Source organism: Streptosporangium sp. NPDC049046 (assembly GCF_040649155.1).
GTDB lineage: Bacteria > Actinomycetota > Actinomycetes > Streptosporangiales > Streptosporangiaceae > Streptosporangium.
This window is the reverse complement of record NZ_JBEZEZ010000011.1, coordinates 1-16,347: the sequence shown is the minus strand read 5'-3', so window position 1 is coordinate 16,347 and position 16,347 is coordinate 1. Positions and strand designations below refer to the sequence as shown.

Genomic DNA, 16,347 nt, shown 5'->3' with positions numbered 1-16,347 from the left:
TCCCGAGAACCGGTCCGGATCGCCCGGACGCAAACGTGCGGCGCCTTCGCCATGAGGGACACTAGGCAGCGGCCCGGACAGTAACGGGCCGCTGGAGCCCTGGCGAGCAGAAAATCAACCGCTGGGCGGACACCGTCTCCCCCCGGAGGCGGATACGCCCTGGGCGGAGGGAGTGCCCCGGTCACCCGTCCCGACGCGAGTCGACCGAGAGCACGACCCTCCGGATTCCATCGTGGTCGGCGTCGTCCACGGCACGGAGGCTAGAGACGCCCGCGGTGGATGAGAAGGCGGTGCGACTCCTGCATCTCCTCCGGCAGCTCGTCCGGCGCGAACCATCTCGCCTCCAGGATCTCGAAGTCGTCGATTTCGAGCGTTCCCCCGACAAGCTCGGCCTCGTACGCCACCTCCAGGCGGAGCTTGTAGCCGCTCTTCAGGTGGACGAGCTCTCCGACGTCGACCTCCAGGCCGGTCTCCTCGCGCACCTCGCGGCGGACCGTGTCCTCGAAGGTCTCCGACCTGTTCGCGCACCCGGTGGGCAGCCCCCACTGCCTGCCCACTGGCCAGAAACGATGCTTCAGCAGGAGCACGTTGCCCTCCGCGTCACGGACGATCCCGGTCACCCCGACCGTGAACTTGGCGTGCCGGAGCCAGAGGATGCGCCACTGAAGTGAGCCGTTGACGAGCCTCCAGAGCCGGACGATCAGCTTCTTCACGGTAGTCCCATCTGCGGGTCGGCGCCTGTCTGAGGGCTGGACGCTATCGGGAAAAGACGATGCGGCGCCGTCGGTTGGCCCCGTCTCGTACGAGACCGACGACGGTTCGATCGGGTTCGCCCCGCTGAACATCCGGCACCTGACCGGGAGGTCTCCGTCGTGGGCCGGCAGTCCCCCCGCCACGGACCGGGATCGCCGCTCGGCGAAACCGATCGACTCCCCAAGTTTGATCACGTTAGCGTGGCCGCATGCTCGAACCGCGCACCGACCGTCTCCTGCTCCGCCAGTGGCGAGACTCCGACCTGGCCCCCTGGGCCGCGATGAACGCCGACCCCGAGGTCAGGGAACACTTCCCGGACCTGCTGACACATGAGCAGAGTGCCGCCTTCCTCACCCGCATCCAGGAAGAAATCGGCAGGCGGGGCTACGGGTGGTGGGCGGTGGAGGTCGTGGCGACCGGTGAGTTCATCGGCTTCACCGGCCTGAATCCGGTCGAGGGCATGCCGTTCACCGGCGTGGAGATCGGCTGGCGGCTGGCACGCTCGGCATGGGGCCACGGCTACGCCACCGAGGCCGCCCTGGCCTGCCTGACCTTCGGTTTCGAGACCCTCGAACTGCCGGAGATCGTCGCGATGGCGACCACCACCAACCTGCGATCCCACGCGGTGATGCGCCGGATCGGCATGACCCGTGACCTCGACGCCGACTTCGACCACCCGAACGTGCCCGACGGGCCGCTACGCCGGCATGTGCTGTACCGGATTCGCCGATGAGGCGCTGGAGATCGGCCATCTGGCGAGGTTAACGCCGCTCACCGCGCGAAGTATCGTGTTCGGCGTGCTCACCACCACGTCGGTGTGGGCCGGCCCCGACGCCTCACATGATTACTCGGACTTCTTCTCCCGCCTCGTCCCGAGACCGTTACTGGACGCACAGAACCCCCGACCGGTGACCGATCGGGGGTTGCGATGGCGACTCCTCGCCATTAAGGGATAGCCAAGAACAGTTCAATCCCGGCTCAGATCAGACGGTCGAAGTCTCCCGCCTTGATGCCGTGTACGAAGGACCGCCACCCGGTGGAGGTGAAGAGCAGGTGGGGGCCGTACGGGTCCTTGCTGTCGCGGACCGCGACCGCACCGGGCAGGTTGGCGGCGACCTCAATGCATTGGCCACCATTCGATCCAGAACTGGACGACTTCCGCCATACGGCGGCACTCAGGTCCATTTCTCCTCGATTCGTGTAGGCCAGCACCTGAGTTCCCGAAGAGATCAGACCAGACGGTCGAACTTCCCCGACTTGATACCGCCGACGAAGGACCGCCACTCACCGGGAGCGAAGAGCAGCTTGGCGCCGTCGGGGTCCTTACTATCGCGGACTGCGACCACACCAGGAAGGTTCGAGGCGACTTCGACGCACTGGCCACCATCGTCTGCGGAGAACGACGACTTCCGCCATACCGCGACACTCAGGTCCATTCCTGCCTCGCTTCCTCGATCATTTTGAGGGACATGTGGTCAGGATAAGCCCATCCACGTATCGCTTCATAGCGATTCCATATCGAGGTTACGACGCTAGGGTCGGCCGAAACCTGTCCTTCCATTGCAGAGCCTGCATGAGCCGCGTCCGGCTGATTGTCCGGAAGTTTCGCGATCATGAAAGGGCCCACCATTCCGGAGAGGCAGAGCCGATCGACGAGTTGGACGGAGACAGAGGGCTGCTGGGCGACCTCCAGCAAGTAGGTGAGCTGTTCCCGCATTACCTCTGGACCGCCGACATTACGGCGCAGCACACTTTCATCGATGAGCACGAGGAAAAGTGGCGGATTGTCCCCTTCGAGGATTTTCTTACGCCACATGCGTGCCTTGACCCGCTCCTCCAACTCCTCCGGGGTGATCCGAGGGGCATTCTTGAAGATCGCTCGGGCGTACGCCTCGGTCTGCAGAAGACCGGGGATGAGCAGCGGATCCCACGAGCGCAGGACGAGGGCGAACGGCTCGACCTCCTGTGCCCAGCTCATGAACCAGACAGGGCCGCCGTGGCGGGCGACGATGTGTTCGCGCAGGTCCGTGAAGTAGGTGCTGCCATCTGAGCCGAAGAGGACGTCCAGGCGCTCGGCGTCGGACTTGGACGGGGTGCGGGCGGCGCTCTCCAGGCGGCTCACTTGAGTCTGGGTGCAGCCGAGGCGTCTGCCCACGGCGGCCTGGGAGAGCTGGGCAGCCTCGCGCAGGCGGCGCATCTCGGCGCCGAAGCGCGCACGAGGGGAGCCAGGGTCCGGGGGGATCTCGTCGCTCATCGCATTCCTCCTGAAATAGAGAAAAACGGATTTTTGGTTATAGCGGCGATTCCAGGCACTGGTATGTGGAAACCCTCGCCCGACATTCCAGAGCATCCACCGGGGTGTCAATCCCGCCATGAATCCACCTGCCACGCGGGCAATCTAATCACACGTCCTCTCGATCCGACAGGACGAAAAAGAAAGCATCCTCATACTTTTAAATCAGGGGCGAGAACGAGTGATGAATGATCAGAACGGCGACCTTTCGCGGCTCGGTCGTGTTCGCCGTACGCATCCGGAGGACAGGAGCGTCACGGCGGTCGAGCGGCGTGCGCGATTCATTCATCTGACCCGGCTCAGCTGGGATCTGCACGGCCTCGGGGTGTGCACCTCTCTGGTTCTTCCGGTGGCCGGGCAGCCGATTCTGGAGATCCGGACGGGCACGGCACTGGTCAGGGTCACCGTCGTCCGGCGCCACTGCGGCTGGGCGTTCGTCTGGCGGCCTTGGTGGGCTCGGCTGTGGCAGCGCGGTGAATGGGGCTGGGCGGAGGCCGACAACGCGGCCGACATGATCATGTCGGCGGTGACCGCATGAGGTCCGAGCCGGAGGCGTCGGGGGAAGAGAGCGACCGTTCCGGGCATCGCGGTGAGGGGACTTCAACGATGTCATGCCGGGAAACCGGACGTCACGACGCGATGCCGTGGGCGGGTGGGCCGTACAGTGCGTGGCGGCAGGTCTTTCCCGGCCGGGTGGCATCCGTGCCGGAGGTGCGGGCCTGGGCACGGGACCTGCTCGCCGGACGCGTCGCGGCCCCGGTGCTCGACGACGTGCTGCTCCTGCTGAGCGAGCTGGCCACGAACGCGGTGGCCCACTCCGACTCCGGGCGCACCACGGCCGGCCGCCTCACCGTCTACCTGGCCCGCACGACCACGCTGGTCCACGTGGAGGTCACCGACGACGGCTCCGCCACGAGCGCGCCCGCCGTACGCGTACCGGAGGCCGACGACGACGGCGGGCGGGGGCTGTGGCTCGTCGACCTGCTCGCCACCGAGTGGGGATCCCACCACGACGGCGCGGGCAGGTCGGTGTGGTTCCAGGTCACGGGGTAGTGCCCAGGGCAGCGGAACTCAGATCAGCACGTCGAACGGGTTGACGACGGACACTCCCGTGCCGGCGAAGTCCTTGATGTTCCGGCTGACCAGGGTCCATCCGTTCACCCGGGCCGTCGCGGCGATCAGGCCGTCCGTCGTGGGAAGTGGGCGGATGGCGTTCAGGCGTCCCCACTCCTCGGCGGCCTCCAGGGTGACGGGGACGATGCGATCACCGAACTGCCGCTGAAGGCCGTGTAGCCAGCGTTCCAGCACCGTCGCCTGGCCGGGGTCCCGGCGTCTGCGGAGCTCGACTCCGCAGCGGATCTCCCCGACCGTCAGGCTGCTGATGTAGAGGGTGGGTCCATGCGCCGCAGCGATCCAGTTCTTGACCTGAGGGCTGCCGTTCCGCTTGCGCGCTTCGAAGACCACGTTCGTGTCGAGCAGGTAACCGATGCCCATCAGTCGAGATCGACTTCCCGGGGAAGGTCCCGATTCCGCGGGAACTCCACGTCGTCATCCCAGTCGGGGTCGGCGAGCAGGAACCGCCCGAAGTCCGGAGCGTCGCCTTTGAGGCGGCGGTATTCGGCGATGTCGATGACGACGGCCACCTCCTCGCCGTGCCGGGTGACCACCTGAGGACCCTCACTCACCGCACGCCGAACGACCTCACTGAAGCGTTGTTTCGCCTCCTGGACCTGCCACCCGCTCACGGCGTCTCCCTGTCTAGTCTGTCTAGATTCAGAGTAGCCCCAGTAGAAGACGATGTGGTGAGCATCGGCCCAGGGACCCTGCTGGTCGGCCTCCTCCTTGCCGGGTGGCCCCGGCGCATCGATGCACCGGGGCCATCCGGCGAGGAGACCCTCGGAAGGGCGCCGCCGTTACTCGGGGAAGGCGGCTTCTGCGATCTGTCGCCGAAAGGCGTAGGTCAGTCGTGGAGGCCGTAGTAGTCGACCAGGTAGTCGATGACCTCGGCGGCGTGGGGCAGCAGTTCGGGCAGGTGCTTGGCGAGCGCGGCCCGGGTGGCGGTGGCGAGTATCGCCTTGCTCGCCGTGGCGGTGCGGGTGTAGGGGGCCAGACGCTGGATCAGTTCGTAGTTGCTGGCGATGTTCTCGGCCCGCATCGCCCGTTCCACCGGCGGAGCGCCCGGCGGCGGGACGGGCGGAAGCACCCGGCTGACGAAGGTGACCCGGTGCATCACCCGCCAGCAGGGCGGCTTGGTGGCGGTCTGGCGGGCCTGGCGCAGCGCGGCGGCGTCGGGGGCGCCGCTGTTGGCCAGCCAGATCGGATCGACGACCTTGTGGAAGAAGTCCTCGAAGTTGGCGCTGCTCTCACCCAGGTAGAAGGTGAGGAAGCGGTAGGCGTCCACCTTCCCCGGCACGAGGACGGGCTTGCCCTGCGCGGTGAAGACGGGTTTGCCGTTGTCGTACCGCTGTAGGTCCCCGGAGGGCGCGCAGTCGACGGTGAGGCCGAAGGTGCGGCTGACGTCCTTGGCCCGGGAGCGGGTCACCGAGGTGCTGCCGCCGATGGAGGCGTCGATGTTGCCGGCCAGTCCGACGCCGAGGACCTTGACGGTGAGGTCGACGGTGAGCGATTCGTTCGTCTTGAAGGTGTAGGAGCCGCTGTGGGTCTGCGTGACGGCGTCGGTGGCCTGGGTGGTCTCGGCGAAGAAGCCGCCCTGGGCCGTCCAGACGTAGGTGTTGATCAGGTCGCGGTGAGAGAACTTGTCAGGGGTGGAACTGTTGGTGTTGCGGTCGCCGCCCGAGGGGGGATCGGCGGTCACGCCCATGCCGCGCAGGATCTTCTGGGCCTGCGCCTGCGTCGGATCGGGGACATGGGTCTGGACGGAGACGGCCTCGTAGTAGGCGCGCAGCCGCTGCTGGTCGCGGATGATGCGGCGTTTGAGCGCGTACGCCTCCTGGGGTTTGAAGAAGCTGTGCTGGCCGTAGTCGGCGGCGGCGGGATAGTCGGGATCGAGGACCTTGCCGCGGTCGTCGAAACCGACCGCGCCGTCCAGGGTGCCCTGCTTGGTGTAGCGGGGGTTGACCGGGAAGGTGATGATGTTCCAGTCCTTGGGGATGTCGGGGTTGGGCGACATCCGGTAGGCGACCAGCGCGCCGGTGTGGGCCAGGCGGAGCGCGAAGATGTCGGCCGTCTCCGACTGCACCAGCGCGAAGCCCGTGTTGGCGGGCACGTAGCGGCGGCCGATGACGGAGTTGAGCAGCCGGGTGGGGTCCTCCAGATTGCCGGTGAGCCGGAGCTTGGCGGCCCGCGTGCTGTTCTGGCCCTGGGAGAGCTTGGTCTCGCTCGACCAGGCGTTGGAGAACTCCAGGTTCTTCGTGGCCGAGATCTTGTAGTCCACCTCCAGGATCGGTGTGGCCGTCCCGACGCCGAGCGGCGCGGCGATCGTCATCAGGTTCTGGTCCGAGTCCTGGCCGAGCGAGACGCCGAAGGAGGTGTCGACGCTGCTGTTGCGGTCGGAGGACATGCTGTAGGTGACCTGGTCGGCCTCGGTGAACTCCACGGAGGAGGCACCGGCGAAGGAGTCGGCGCCGGTCAGGTTCTCCGACGGCACCGGCGGGGCACTCTCGATGTAGCCGATGAGCTGCGGGTCGAACTGGGCCTGGCCCACCCACTCCGAGACGAGGTTGCCGACCTTGTAGCCGGTCACCAGGTGCCAGCGGCCCTGGCGCAGGTAGCTGTAGCAGCGTTTGAGCACGCCGAACGGCTCGCCTTTGACCGTCTGCTGCATGTCGGCGTACTCGCCGACGGCCGGGGTGGCGCCGATCACGTCGTGGAAGGGGGTGCGGATGGCGGCCAGCGCGGAGCGCACCTGGGCGGTGTCGGTGGCGATGGGGGCGCTGGAGAGCATCGGGCGCGGGCGCGCCGAGGCGGGGAATTCGAGGTGGTTGCCCCGCAGGCCCTCGTCGTGCACCTCCGTGGCGGTGGGGGAGGTGGAGTCGCGGTCGAAGGGCCAGTAGCCGACGAGCTCCTGCTTCTCGCCCTTGAGGCGCGTGAAGAGGTTGTCGAGGATCTGCTCTCCGCTTCGTGCCGTACGCCAGAGCCTGACCTCCTCCAGCATGCCGCTGAACGGCTCGCCCACCGCGCCGGAGAGCAGCCGGGCGCCCAGCGTGAGTTGCTGGTCGCCGTAGTCGGCCGGGCCCGGGTCGGGGATGGGGTCGGCGAGGATCGGTACGCCGTTGCGGTAGAGGCGGAACGGGCTGGCGGTCGGATCGGGGTCGCGCACCCACTGGGTGGCGCGCAGGCGCGCCGGGTAGGAACCGTCGGCGGCGAGGGTGACGTTGCCGCTGTTCTCCTCGAAGGGCCAGCGGGCCAGCAGCCCCCTGTCTCGCCCCACGACCGGCAGGCCGAGCTGGGCCGCCTCGCGGGCCACGTTCCAGATGCGCACCTCGGCCAGCACCCCGGCGAAGGTCGAGGTGGACCCCACCTTGCCCATGACCAGGTTGCTGCTGTTGCTCTGGGCACCGGGGCCGGTGTAGTGCTCGGCGCCGGCCGGCTGACCGTTGATGTAGAAGCGGATGTCCTTGCCGGGGTTGGTGTCCGGCGGGGTCTGGGCGGAGGTGGAGACCTCCACCTTGCGGCCCTTCCGTACGACGGCCACCCGCTGGAAGGCCTTCGGGGCGATGCCGATGGTGGAGGTGTAGCGGACGACCTGGCCGCCGGGCTCCTCGAAGGCGAACTCCAGCCTGCCGTCGCCCCGCACACTGAGCTGGTACGGCACCCCGCCGGAGAAGCCCAGCTCGCCCTTGGAGACCAGCCCCATGGTGCCGCCGAGCCGATCGGCCTGCAGGAAGACCTCGAGGGTGAGGTCCTCGGTCACGTTCAGCGCCTCGTCCTTGGCCACCTCCAGGTAGGCGCCGCCGTCCAGCTTGACGGCCCAGGACTGCTGGAAGGCGGCGGCCAGGTGCGTCCACTCGTTGCAGGGGAAGGCCTCCTGGCTGCGGACGAAGCGGCCGCCGACCCCGGCTACCAGCTGGTACCCCTTGATAGGTGAGGGCAGCGAGAGGCTGCCAGGGAAGGTCCAGTACCCCAGCAGCCCCGGCTCCCGGCCGGAGAGCCGCTGGTTGCGCTCACCGCTGATCTCCTCGGGGGTGCGGGCACGGCCGAAGACGCGGACCTCGTCGATCCGGCCGCTGAAGTATTCCCCGGAGAAGACCTTGCAGCCCAGCAGCAGCGGCCCTTTCCCGGTGTAGGGGCCATTGGCTGTGCGCCGGCCGACCTCGGTGCCGTCGCGGTAGACGATCTGCTGGCGGGTGGCGTGGACGTACACCACCGCCCAGTGATGCCAGTCCGTTTCCGGGAAGGTCTGCGTGGTGCGGTAGTCGTCGAAGAAGAAGCAGAAGCCGAACTGGTTGGTACCGGTGAACTCCAGATGCAGCGACCGGTCCGTCTGCCCGGTCAGATCGCCGTGGGTCAGCAGTCCATCGGTCGTGCCGCGCGAGGCGTCGCGCTTGACCCACATCTCAATCGTGAAGTCCCGGTTGGCCAGATCGATGTTCTTGCTCAGCTCGTGGGTCTCGGCGCCGTTGAAGACCTTCGCGGTGTTCAGCGGAGCCTCCGCGAGCGCCATCGTGTGCTGCGACTGGCCGCTGTTGGCCTGCAGGATCCTGGCCTTGCCGTTCACCGGCCCGACGTTCACCCAGCTCTCCATGGTCAGGTCGCCGGTCACCGTCACGCGCTCCAGTTGGGCGGCGGGCAGGCGCAGGTGCTGCTGGCGGCCGTCGAAGGAGTAGGCGCGGCCCGGCATCTCGCCACGCCAGCGGGAGCCGTGCCCGCTGACCAGGCGTCTGGCGGTTCCGTTCGCGATGGAGGCGACGGTGCCCGCGGTGAGGATGACCAGGCGCGAACCCTCCGTCAGCGGCACTCCGGGACGGGCGCAGACGGCCCGCTGGTAGTCGTAGCCGGCCAGGGTGACCAGGGCGCCGGCGGTGATCGTCTGGTTGGCGGCGGTCAGGGTGAGGCTCTTGGCCCCCACCGCGTGGTCAGCGCCGGCGCTGTAACCGTCAGAGCCGATCATGATGTGGGAGGCCTTCGGCACGGCGGTCGTCAGGGGCTCGGCCAGCTCCACCTGCGTGCCGTTCACCTTGGCCACCGTGCCGAGCCTGACGGGCTCGCCCGGGGCTCCGGCCAGCACCGCGGTCAGCCGCGCGGTGTCGCGCGGCAGCGAGCGCCAGGTCTCGCCCTCTTGGCCCCCGGTGATGGTCAGGTCGCACCGGCTGGGAGAGTCACCGTCGCTCACCGTGATCGTGAGCGCGCCCAGGTCGATGCCCGCGTCGCGGGCCGTGAAGAGGACCGCGTCGCTGTCGACGGGCAGTTCCTGCGTCGACGGGATCACGAAGGTGTCGAGGTAGGCGGCGAAGAACTGGTCGTTGACGCCCCGGAAGTAGAGCACCACGTTGCCGGTGGCGCTCTCCATCAGGGTGGGCGCGTCGGCGCATCGGGCGAAGCCCAGCACGCCGCCGGCGCAGCTCAGCCCGGTGCGGTCCAGCGCCAACAGCGGCATGACCACCGTCAGGTCGGTCGACCCCTGGGCCGCGCCGGTCATCTGGGCGAGCTGGTTGCGCGCCGTGTCCAGATCGGTGGTCTTGGCGGCCAGGGTGCGGCGCAGCCCGTCGAGCCTGCTCTGCGCCATGCGCGCCTCGTCGATGGCGATGCGGAGGTTGACGACCGCGGTCTGCGCGTCCTTCAGGTAGGTGTCCCAGCCGCTCGCATGCTTGACAGGCACCATCTTGACAAGCCCGGAATCATCTGTCGTGGCCGTTCGCGACTGGACCACCGTGTTGCCGGAGCCCGACGAGGAGACGGCGCACCCGCTGTGGCTGTTGATGAGCCGGTGGTACTCGCCGATCTGCTCCAAGCGGAACCTCGCGCCGTCTCCTTGCTGGTTGAGCCTCGCCATGTCCAATGGGGAGAGGCCGACCACGTTGATGAATTTGCCCGACAAGACGTTGATGGCCCGGTAGGTGAAGGCGTCGTTGGTCGACGTGGGCACCCTGTCGAACTTCCACAGGCCGGTGGGCGAGTTGCGGTCGGAGGTTCGCACCAGCTCCGCCCCCGAATCGGGGCTGTCGTTCATGACCGCGATGACCGGCCGGTCGGGAGACCCTTTCAGCTCCAGCCGCCATAGCCAGGCCAGGTAATTGCCCTTGTCGCCATCGAGGTTCTGCTGCCAGCGGGCGGCGATCGCGGCCTGCCTGTCATGGTCGGCCTGGAGCGCGGGCAGGTTCCCGGCGGCCTTGGAGATCCGGTCGATCTCCAAGGGCAGGTCCCGCACCTCGGTCTCCAGGGACTTGATCCGCTGCTCCAGCGCGCTGACCGCGTCCAGGTCCTGGCTCTGCTTCGGGCGGTCCAGCAGCGGCAGGTCCAGCAGGTCGGGCGCCTGGGTCAGCCGCCCGTCCCGGCCCACGCCGAAGTCCACGGCCGCCACCTGGCCGCCGGAGTCGGCGGCGGTCTTGGTGGCGAAGGCGAGCAGCACCCGCGCCTGGCGCTTGGCCGGTTTGGCGGTCGTGCTGTATCCGACGGCGGTGGACTGCTGCTGGTGGTAGATGACGGAGGAGAGCCCGGAGACCACGCTCCGGTCCTTGACGGAGAAGCTGTCACGGCGCACGCCGGGGTGATCGCCCACCGGGGCCTGCGAGCCGACCCACCGCACCCCGCCGCGGAGCGTGCCGTTGACGGCGCGGTCGCTCTGGTCGAAGACGGTCGTGCCCGACCCCTCGTCGAAGCGGTAGTACGAGAGCAGCCCCGACTCGTTGCCGATCAGGCGGTGGCCCAGTTCCCGCTTCAGCTCCTCGGTCGTGCGGGCGCGGTCCCAGAGCCGTACCTCGTCGATCTCGCCGTTGAAGAACTTGGCCGGCTGCCCTGTGTCGTTCACCGCGCCGATCAGGACCGGTGCGGCCGCGGCCTGGCCCGCCTGGTACTGCAGGCTCGCGCTCTGGCTCGCCCTGCCGTTGATGAAGACGGTCGCCTTGCTCCCGTCGTAGACCCCGGCCACGTGGGTGTACTCGTTCAGCGAGATCGGCTCCATCGAAGTCACCGACCAGGCCCCGCCGTTGTGGGCGAGGAAGACCGTGCCGTTCGCGTTCACCCCGAACTGGCAGGCCGTGCCCTTGGCCAGGACGGTCCCGCCGAGGGCCGCCGGCTTGATCCACGCCTCGATCGTGTACGCTCCGGGGCCGAACTGGAGCGTTCCAGGAGTGCCCAGATCCACGTGGCCGGCCGTGCCGTCCAGCAGCAGCGCGGTCTCCGCGTGCCCCGCGACGCCCGCCACCGGCACCAGGTCCAGGTTGGTGAAGGGGCACTTGCCAGGGGTGCGCTCGAAGACGGAGTCACGGTACCTGGGGTCGGGGCTGGTGTAGTGGCGGGTGCCCTGGGTGTTGAAGCCGCCGTCGGCATCCTGCTCGATGTTGAAGCCGTCGACGCGGTCGGTGACGCTGTTGTACGCGAAGATCTGCCAGCGCCACCTGCCGCTGATCGCGGTCGGCACCAGCACCGCCGTGAAGCGCCCGCCGCTCAGGTTGCGGATGAAGGAGAGCTCCCTGGTCGGCTCGTAGAACGGCCGGCTCTCCATGTCCTCGGTGCCCAGCGTGTCCTTGGCCGAGTCAGGGCGGGAGGCGTGGCGGCTGCGCCGGAAGCGCACCTCCAGCACCGGCTTGAGCTTCCCCTCCACCAGCAGGAAACGGTCGCACAAGAGCGTGTCACGGACGAGCGGCACCTTCTTGCCGCCGCCGAGCAGGTAGCCGGCCGCGGCAGGGTCGCCGGAGCAGCCGCCACCGGTCAGCTTGTGGACCGCGTCGGCGTGGCCGTCGGGGATCGACTGCCGCAGCACCACCACGTAGGTGCCGTCCGAGATCACCTGGAACGGGGCCGCCGCCGAGAGCCGCGCGGTCGTGGAGAGGAACCTGTCGGTCTCGTCGGGGTCGAGCTGCTCGCTCGCCTTGGCCTCTATCCGGCCGCCCCGCTTGACCGTCGGCATCGCCGTCGCGCCCGCGATGCTGTAGCCGACCTCGGTGATCTCTGTCGGGAACGGCAGTTCGACGGGGTTGTCGGCCCAGTACGCGGAGTCCAGCACGCCCTTGGTGGCATCCTGTTTGCCCAGGTCCAGGACGTTGTAGACGATCCGTCGCGCCGAGTCCATCGCGAACGCCACCGTGACACCCTGGTGCCGGACCATCGCCACATGCGCGTACGTCCGATCGCCGTACACCTTGAGAAGGGCATCCTGAGCCGCCATAGCCACCTCCGTGAGCTGAAGTCCACTCACAGTGACCCCGATCGCATTTCGGATCAATGCGGGCACAGCGACCACATCCGGCCATCTTCATCGCTTTATCTCCGCCCCCGACGGGTATCGCGCCTCGCGGCGGTGAAATGGCGGCGATCCCGTTCGGGCGGCTTCTGAGAACGACCGGTTCTCGGAAGTACACTCCGGTGGCGACTTCCGGGAATCCAACCCCTGCCGGGCCACAATCCCCTCCGAGGGACCGCAGTTCAAAAGGAATGATCGGCAGCCTGGGCCAGCTCATCCACGCAGCCGTCCGGTTCCAGAGGGGCGGCTCCCTGGAACCGGAGGGGAGCGGTTCGAGCAAGTGGTCAGTTGTCCCAGGTGGCGTTCTTCAGGATGGTGGCGAGGCCGGGGGTGGCCCACTGGTCGATGACGAGGATCTTCGACTGGGGCAGGTACCACTCGCGCTGTTTGAACGTCGACTTCTGCTCGCCGCCGCTGTAGGTCACGCACCGGCCCGGCCAGACCCGGTAGTGCGCCTTGTGCGCCACCCCGATGTTGCGGTAGCCGACCGCGATCGCCTTGCCGATGACCTGGCCGTACTTGGGGTTGGTCGCGCAGGGCGCCACGTCGGAGGCCGGGTAGAACGGGCCCTGCGTGGGGTCGTAGCGCCGGAAGCCCTCTCCCCCGGTCTTGAGTGCCTTCGGCCCCATCACCCAGAAGCTGTCGCACCTGGGCTGGAAGTAGCCGCCCTTGGGCCGCGCGCAGGCACCGGTCACCACCCGGACCTGGTCCGCGGTCCCGTACACCCGCCAGGAGTTCGGGATCTCCAGCGTCAAACCGCCGCGCAGCCGGAGCAGCGCGGTGGAGGAGTTCGCGGACGCGGGGAGCTGGGCCGCCAGCAGGGCGGCTCCGGCGACGGCGGCCAGCGTGATCGTTCTCTTCATCATGGCGGCGATGCTATTGATCCGGACTTGCGGGGGATTTGCATATCTCTTGCGATGGGAATCTCACGGCGGGAACGGGCCGTTCCGCTGGAGCCGGGAGAGAGCGCGGCGACGCGGCCGACAGCCCCGATTATCCGGTTGTGAGGGAGGTCATACCTCGATCGTCTCGCCGATCCCTGCTCGCACGTGTTTACGATCATCGTTGTCGCAGTCTCGCCCCCAGCAGGAGCTGACCACTTGCCAGACCGAGAACGGGTGCGTTCCTCCCTCGAAAACCCCCTCGTCGAACGTTTCGTCATCGCCGTCATCGTCTTCAACGCCATCACGATCGGCGCCGAGACCTCCCCCTTCCTCATCGAGCGGATCGGGGGCCTGCTGCACGTCGCCGACCGGATCGTGGTCGCGATCTTCGTCGTCGAACTCGCCGCCCGCCTGTACGCCTACCGTGGTGCCTTCTTCAAGGATCCCTGGAACTGGTTCGACACCATCATTGTGGCCATCGCGCTGGTGCCCGCCTCCGGCCCGGCCTCGGTCCTGCGGGCGTTGCGCATCCTGCGCGCGCTGCGGCTGGTCGCGGCCGTTCCCAGCATGCGCAAGGTCGTCAGCGCCCTGCTCGCCGCCACCCCCGGCATGGCCTCCATCGTCGGACTGCTCGCCCTGGTGATGTACGTCTTCGCCGTCCTCGCCACCCAGCTGTTCGGCGAGGTGGCCCCCGACTACTTCGACGAACTGCCCACCTCGCTGTTCAGCCTGTTCCAGATCATGACGGGCGAGGCCTGGCCCGACATCGCCGATCAGGTGATGGACGAAATCCCCTGGGCCTGGACCTTCTTCGTCATCTACATCCTGATGACGACCTTCGTGGTGCTCAACCTCTTCGTCGCCGTGGTGGTCAACGCGATGGACGACTACAACACCTCCGCCGAGGAGCAGCGGACCGAGGACAAGCTCAACACCGTGCTGCAGGAACTCTCCCGGCTGAACGCCACGGTCGAGGCGATGCGGACCCCCGGCACGGCGAACGCGACGAACGCGGTGGACACAACGGACATGACGGCCACACCTCGGCAGGAATCGTGCACCTGTGACCTCCGCGCCAGGTGAGACACGTTTTTCTTACCTGCCGATTCGGCATGGCGCGTCGGGAACCTCGGCCACGGAGTGATCGTTTCCATCTCGACCGTCGCACGAGACGTGAGAGAGAGGAAACCGTGATCTTCAAACGGATGCTGGGGGCCTTCGGGGTCGGAGCTCCCTCGGTTGACACCGTGCTGGCCGCGCCGAGGGTGCGGCCCGGCGAGCTGCTGAGCGGCGAGGTGCGTGTCAAGGGCGGCGACTTCGACGCCGACATCGAGTACATCGCCCTCGGCCTGGTCACCAGGATGGAGTCTGAGCACGGCGAGGGTGAGCAGACGGGCCTGGTGGAGTTCTTCCGTACGCAGGTCAGCGGGCCGTTCCGGCTGCGCAGCGGCGAGGACAGGGTGGTGCCGTTCCAGCTGCCGGTGCCGTGGGAGGCTCCCGTCACCGAGGTGATGGGCCAGCGCCTGCACGGCATGGTCATGGGGGTGCGCACCGAGCTCGCGATCGCCGCGGCCGTCGACAAGGGCGACATGGACCCGGTCGAGATCGCACCGCTCGTCTCCCAGCAGGCCGTGCTGGACGCGTTCGTGCGGCTCGGCTTCCACTTCAAGAGCGCCGACATCGAGCACGGTCACCTCTACGGCGTCAGCCAGCAGCTGCCGTTCTACCAGGAGATCGAGTTCTACCCGCCGCCCGCCTACGCCGGGCAGATCAACGAGGTCGAGCTCACCTTCGTCGCCAGTCCCGTGGGGCTGGACGTCATCCTGGAGGCCGACAAGCGCTCCGGCGGCTACAGCTCCGGTGGGGATGGCTTCGGTCGCTGGCAGACCAGCCACGACGAGGCCCCGCACCGTGACTGGGCCGCCGAGATCAACGGCTGGCTCGCCGCTCTCGCCCAGAACGGGCACGGCGGCTTCCACTCCGGCGGCCACGACCCCTACGGCGGTCACGGCGGCGGACCCTACAGTGGTCACCACGACCCGTACGCCCACCAGGGCGGCGGCCACTACGGCGGTCACCATGGCGGCCATCACGGTGGCCACGGCAGCGGGCCTGGCTGGGGTGGCGTCGCCGCGGCCGGGGCGGCCGGTGTGGTCGGCGGCTTCGTCGCGGCCGAGATCGTCGACGAGATCTTCGAGGACGACGAGGGCGAGGACGAGTAGTGGGACCTCGGTGAGATCGACCCATTGATCTCACCGAGGTCCCACCGGAGAGGCCGCACCACCGACGGCCCGTCTCGCCAGCGCAGCGGGACGGGCCCGGCGCGGCTCCCCTCGGCTCAAGCGCCGACGATCGTGGCTGTGAGCGGGTCGGGCGAGGACGGACCCGCCGCAGTTCCTCTCGGTGCCTCTCGGCGCCCAGATGCCCAAGCACTCGGGCGCTCAAGGGCTCAGGTACTCAAGGGCTCGGGTCGAGTGCCCAAGCGCTCAGATGTTCAGGCGTCCTGAGCACCGTGGACCGGCCTTCAACGGCAGGCCGGTCCGGATCGTTCAGTGAGGTGATCTCACCAAGATCAATAAGGGCGGTTGTGATTCGATGCCTTCAAAGCGGCGCCCGCTGACATGAACCGGGATGGATCGCGATGCCCCTGAAATAGGCGTGGAGCTTTCGGTAGAAGAGGTCTCACCACAAGTCTTCTTCAGTCCAGAAAGCCCCACGTGATCACCTATCGTGCCACGCTCGACGTCCCCCGGGAGCTGGTTTGCCACCTCTCGCTGCTGCTGTCGGCCGAACGCCGCCGACTGGGCACCCGCTCGGGTTCTCGGGCACTGACCTGTTTTGAGCAGGCAGTGATGGGATTGCGCTGGTTTCGCGACCGCACCGCCCCAGCCGCCCTCGGCCGCGACCACGGCATCTCCCGCGCCACCGCCTACCGTTACCTCGACGAGGTCATCAACGTCCTGGCCGACCAAGCCCCCGACCTGCACCACGCCCTGCAGCGTGCTACCGATGAGGGCCTCACCCACCTGATCCTGGACGGCACGATCATCGCCACC

13 protein-coding genes and 1 pseudogene are annotated in these 16,347 nt (G+C 68.0%); 6 read left to right on the top strand and 8 right to left on the bottom strand.

What is annotated here, in order from left to right:
* Window positions 1–260: 260 nt before the first annotated feature.
* Window positions 261–713 carry an NUDIX domain-containing protein gene (locus tag AB0B96_RS17315; RefSeq protein WP_362899700.1) on the bottom strand — a complete coding sequence of 151 codons (453 nt, stop codon included), beginning with the start codon at window positions 711–713 and terminating at the stop codon, window positions 261–263.
* Window positions 714–961: 248 nt separating this feature from the next.
* On the opposite strand from AB0B96_RS17315, the gene AB0B96_RS17310 reads away from it, so the two are divergent.
* On the top strand, window positions 962–1,486 hold the full coding sequence (locus AB0B96_RS17310; RefSeq protein ID WP_362899698.1) for a GNAT family N-acetyltransferase: 525 nt from the start codon (window positions 962–964) through the stop codon (window positions 1,484–1,486).
* A 245-nt stretch (window positions 1,487–1,731) separates the two neighbouring features.
* Here the strand turns inward: AB0B96_RS17310 and AB0B96_RS17305 are convergent, their stop codons facing one another.
* The 3 genes from AB0B96_RS17305 to AB0B96_RS17295 are packed head-to-tail and all read right to left on the bottom strand — an operon-like array spanning window position 1,732 to window position 3,007.
* Window positions 1,732–1,938 (bottom strand): DUF397 domain-containing protein, encoded by a 207-nt coding sequence (locus AB0B96_RS17305; protein WP_362899696.1) that lies wholly within the window; start codon window positions 1,936–1,938, stop codon window positions 1,732–1,734.
* Window positions 1,939–1,982: 44 nt separating this feature from the next.
* Complete coding sequence (locus AB0B96_RS17300; RefSeq protein ID WP_362899694.1) at window positions 1,983–2,189, bottom strand: DUF397 domain-containing protein; 207 nt, start codon at window positions 2,187–2,189, stop codon at window positions 1,983–1,985.
* Complete coding sequence (locus AB0B96_RS17295; RefSeq protein ID WP_362899692.1) at window positions 2,180–3,007, bottom strand: helix-turn-helix transcriptional regulator; 828 nt, start codon at window positions 3,005–3,007, stop codon at window positions 2,180–2,182. Before AB0B96_RS17295 ends, AB0B96_RS17300 begins: the two co-directional genes overlap by 10 nt.
* A 223-nt stretch (window positions 3,008–3,230) precedes the next feature.
* On the opposite strand from AB0B96_RS17295, the gene AB0B96_RS17290 reads away from it, so the two are divergent.
* Entirely contained in the window at window positions 3,231–3,584 is a 354-nt protein-coding gene (locus AB0B96_RS17290; protein ID WP_362899690.1) for a hypothetical protein, read from the top strand.
* A 155-nt stretch (window positions 3,585–3,739) separates the two neighbouring features.
* A complete protein-coding gene (locus AB0B96_RS17285) occupies window positions 3,740–4,099 on the top strand; it encodes an ATP-binding protein (RefSeq protein WP_362899688.1) in 360 nt (119 codons plus the stop codon).
* An 18-nt stretch (window positions 4,100–4,117) separates the two neighbouring features.
* On the opposite strand, the gene AB0B96_RS17280 is transcribed toward AB0B96_RS17285, so the two are convergent.
* From AB0B96_RS17280 to AB0B96_RS17265, 4 genes are all read right to left on the bottom strand, one after another.
* Window positions 4,118–4,540, bottom strand: coding sequence for a type II toxin-antitoxin system VapC family toxin (locus AB0B96_RS17280; protein ID WP_362899686.1), 423 nt, complete (start codon window positions 4,538–4,540; stop codon window positions 4,118–4,120).
* Window positions 4,540–4,791, bottom strand: coding sequence for a type II toxin-antitoxin system Phd/YefM family antitoxin (locus AB0B96_RS17275; RefSeq protein WP_362899684.1), 252 nt, complete (start codon window positions 4,789–4,791; stop codon window positions 4,540–4,542). The genes AB0B96_RS17280 and AB0B96_RS17275 overlap by 1 nt, the downstream gene beginning before the upstream one ends.
* A 215-nt stretch (window positions 4,792–5,006) precedes the next feature.
* A complete protein-coding gene (locus AB0B96_RS17270) occupies window positions 5,007–12,332 on the bottom strand; it encodes a LamG-like jellyroll fold domain-containing protein (RefSeq protein WP_362899682.1) in 7,326 nt (2,441 codons plus the stop codon).
* Window positions 12,333–12,691: 359 nt separating this feature from the next.
* Complete coding sequence (locus tag AB0B96_RS17265; protein WP_362899680.1) at window positions 12,692–13,273, bottom strand: hypothetical protein; 582 nt, start codon at window positions 13,271–13,273, stop codon at window positions 12,692–12,694.
* A gap of 234 nt (window positions 13,274–13,507) precedes the next feature.
* Between AB0B96_RS17265 and AB0B96_RS17260 the strand changes: the two genes are divergently transcribed.
* The 3 genes and pseudogenes from AB0B96_RS17260 to AB0B96_RS17250 form a co-directional block, all read left to right on the top strand.
* Window positions 13,508–14,374, top strand: coding sequence for an ion transporter (locus tag AB0B96_RS17260; protein ID WP_362899678.1), 867 nt, complete (start codon window positions 13,508–13,510; stop codon window positions 14,372–14,374).
* A 107-nt stretch (window positions 14,375–14,481) separates the two neighbouring features.
* A complete protein-coding gene (locus AB0B96_RS17255; protein WP_362899676.1) occupies window positions 14,482–15,513 on the top strand; it encodes a sporulation protein in 1,032 nt (343 codons plus the stop codon).
* A 495-nt stretch (window positions 15,514–16,008) separates the two neighbouring features.
* Window positions 16,009–16,347, top strand: a pseudogene (locus tag AB0B96_RS17250) (IS5/IS1182 family transposase); the annotation flags it as partial.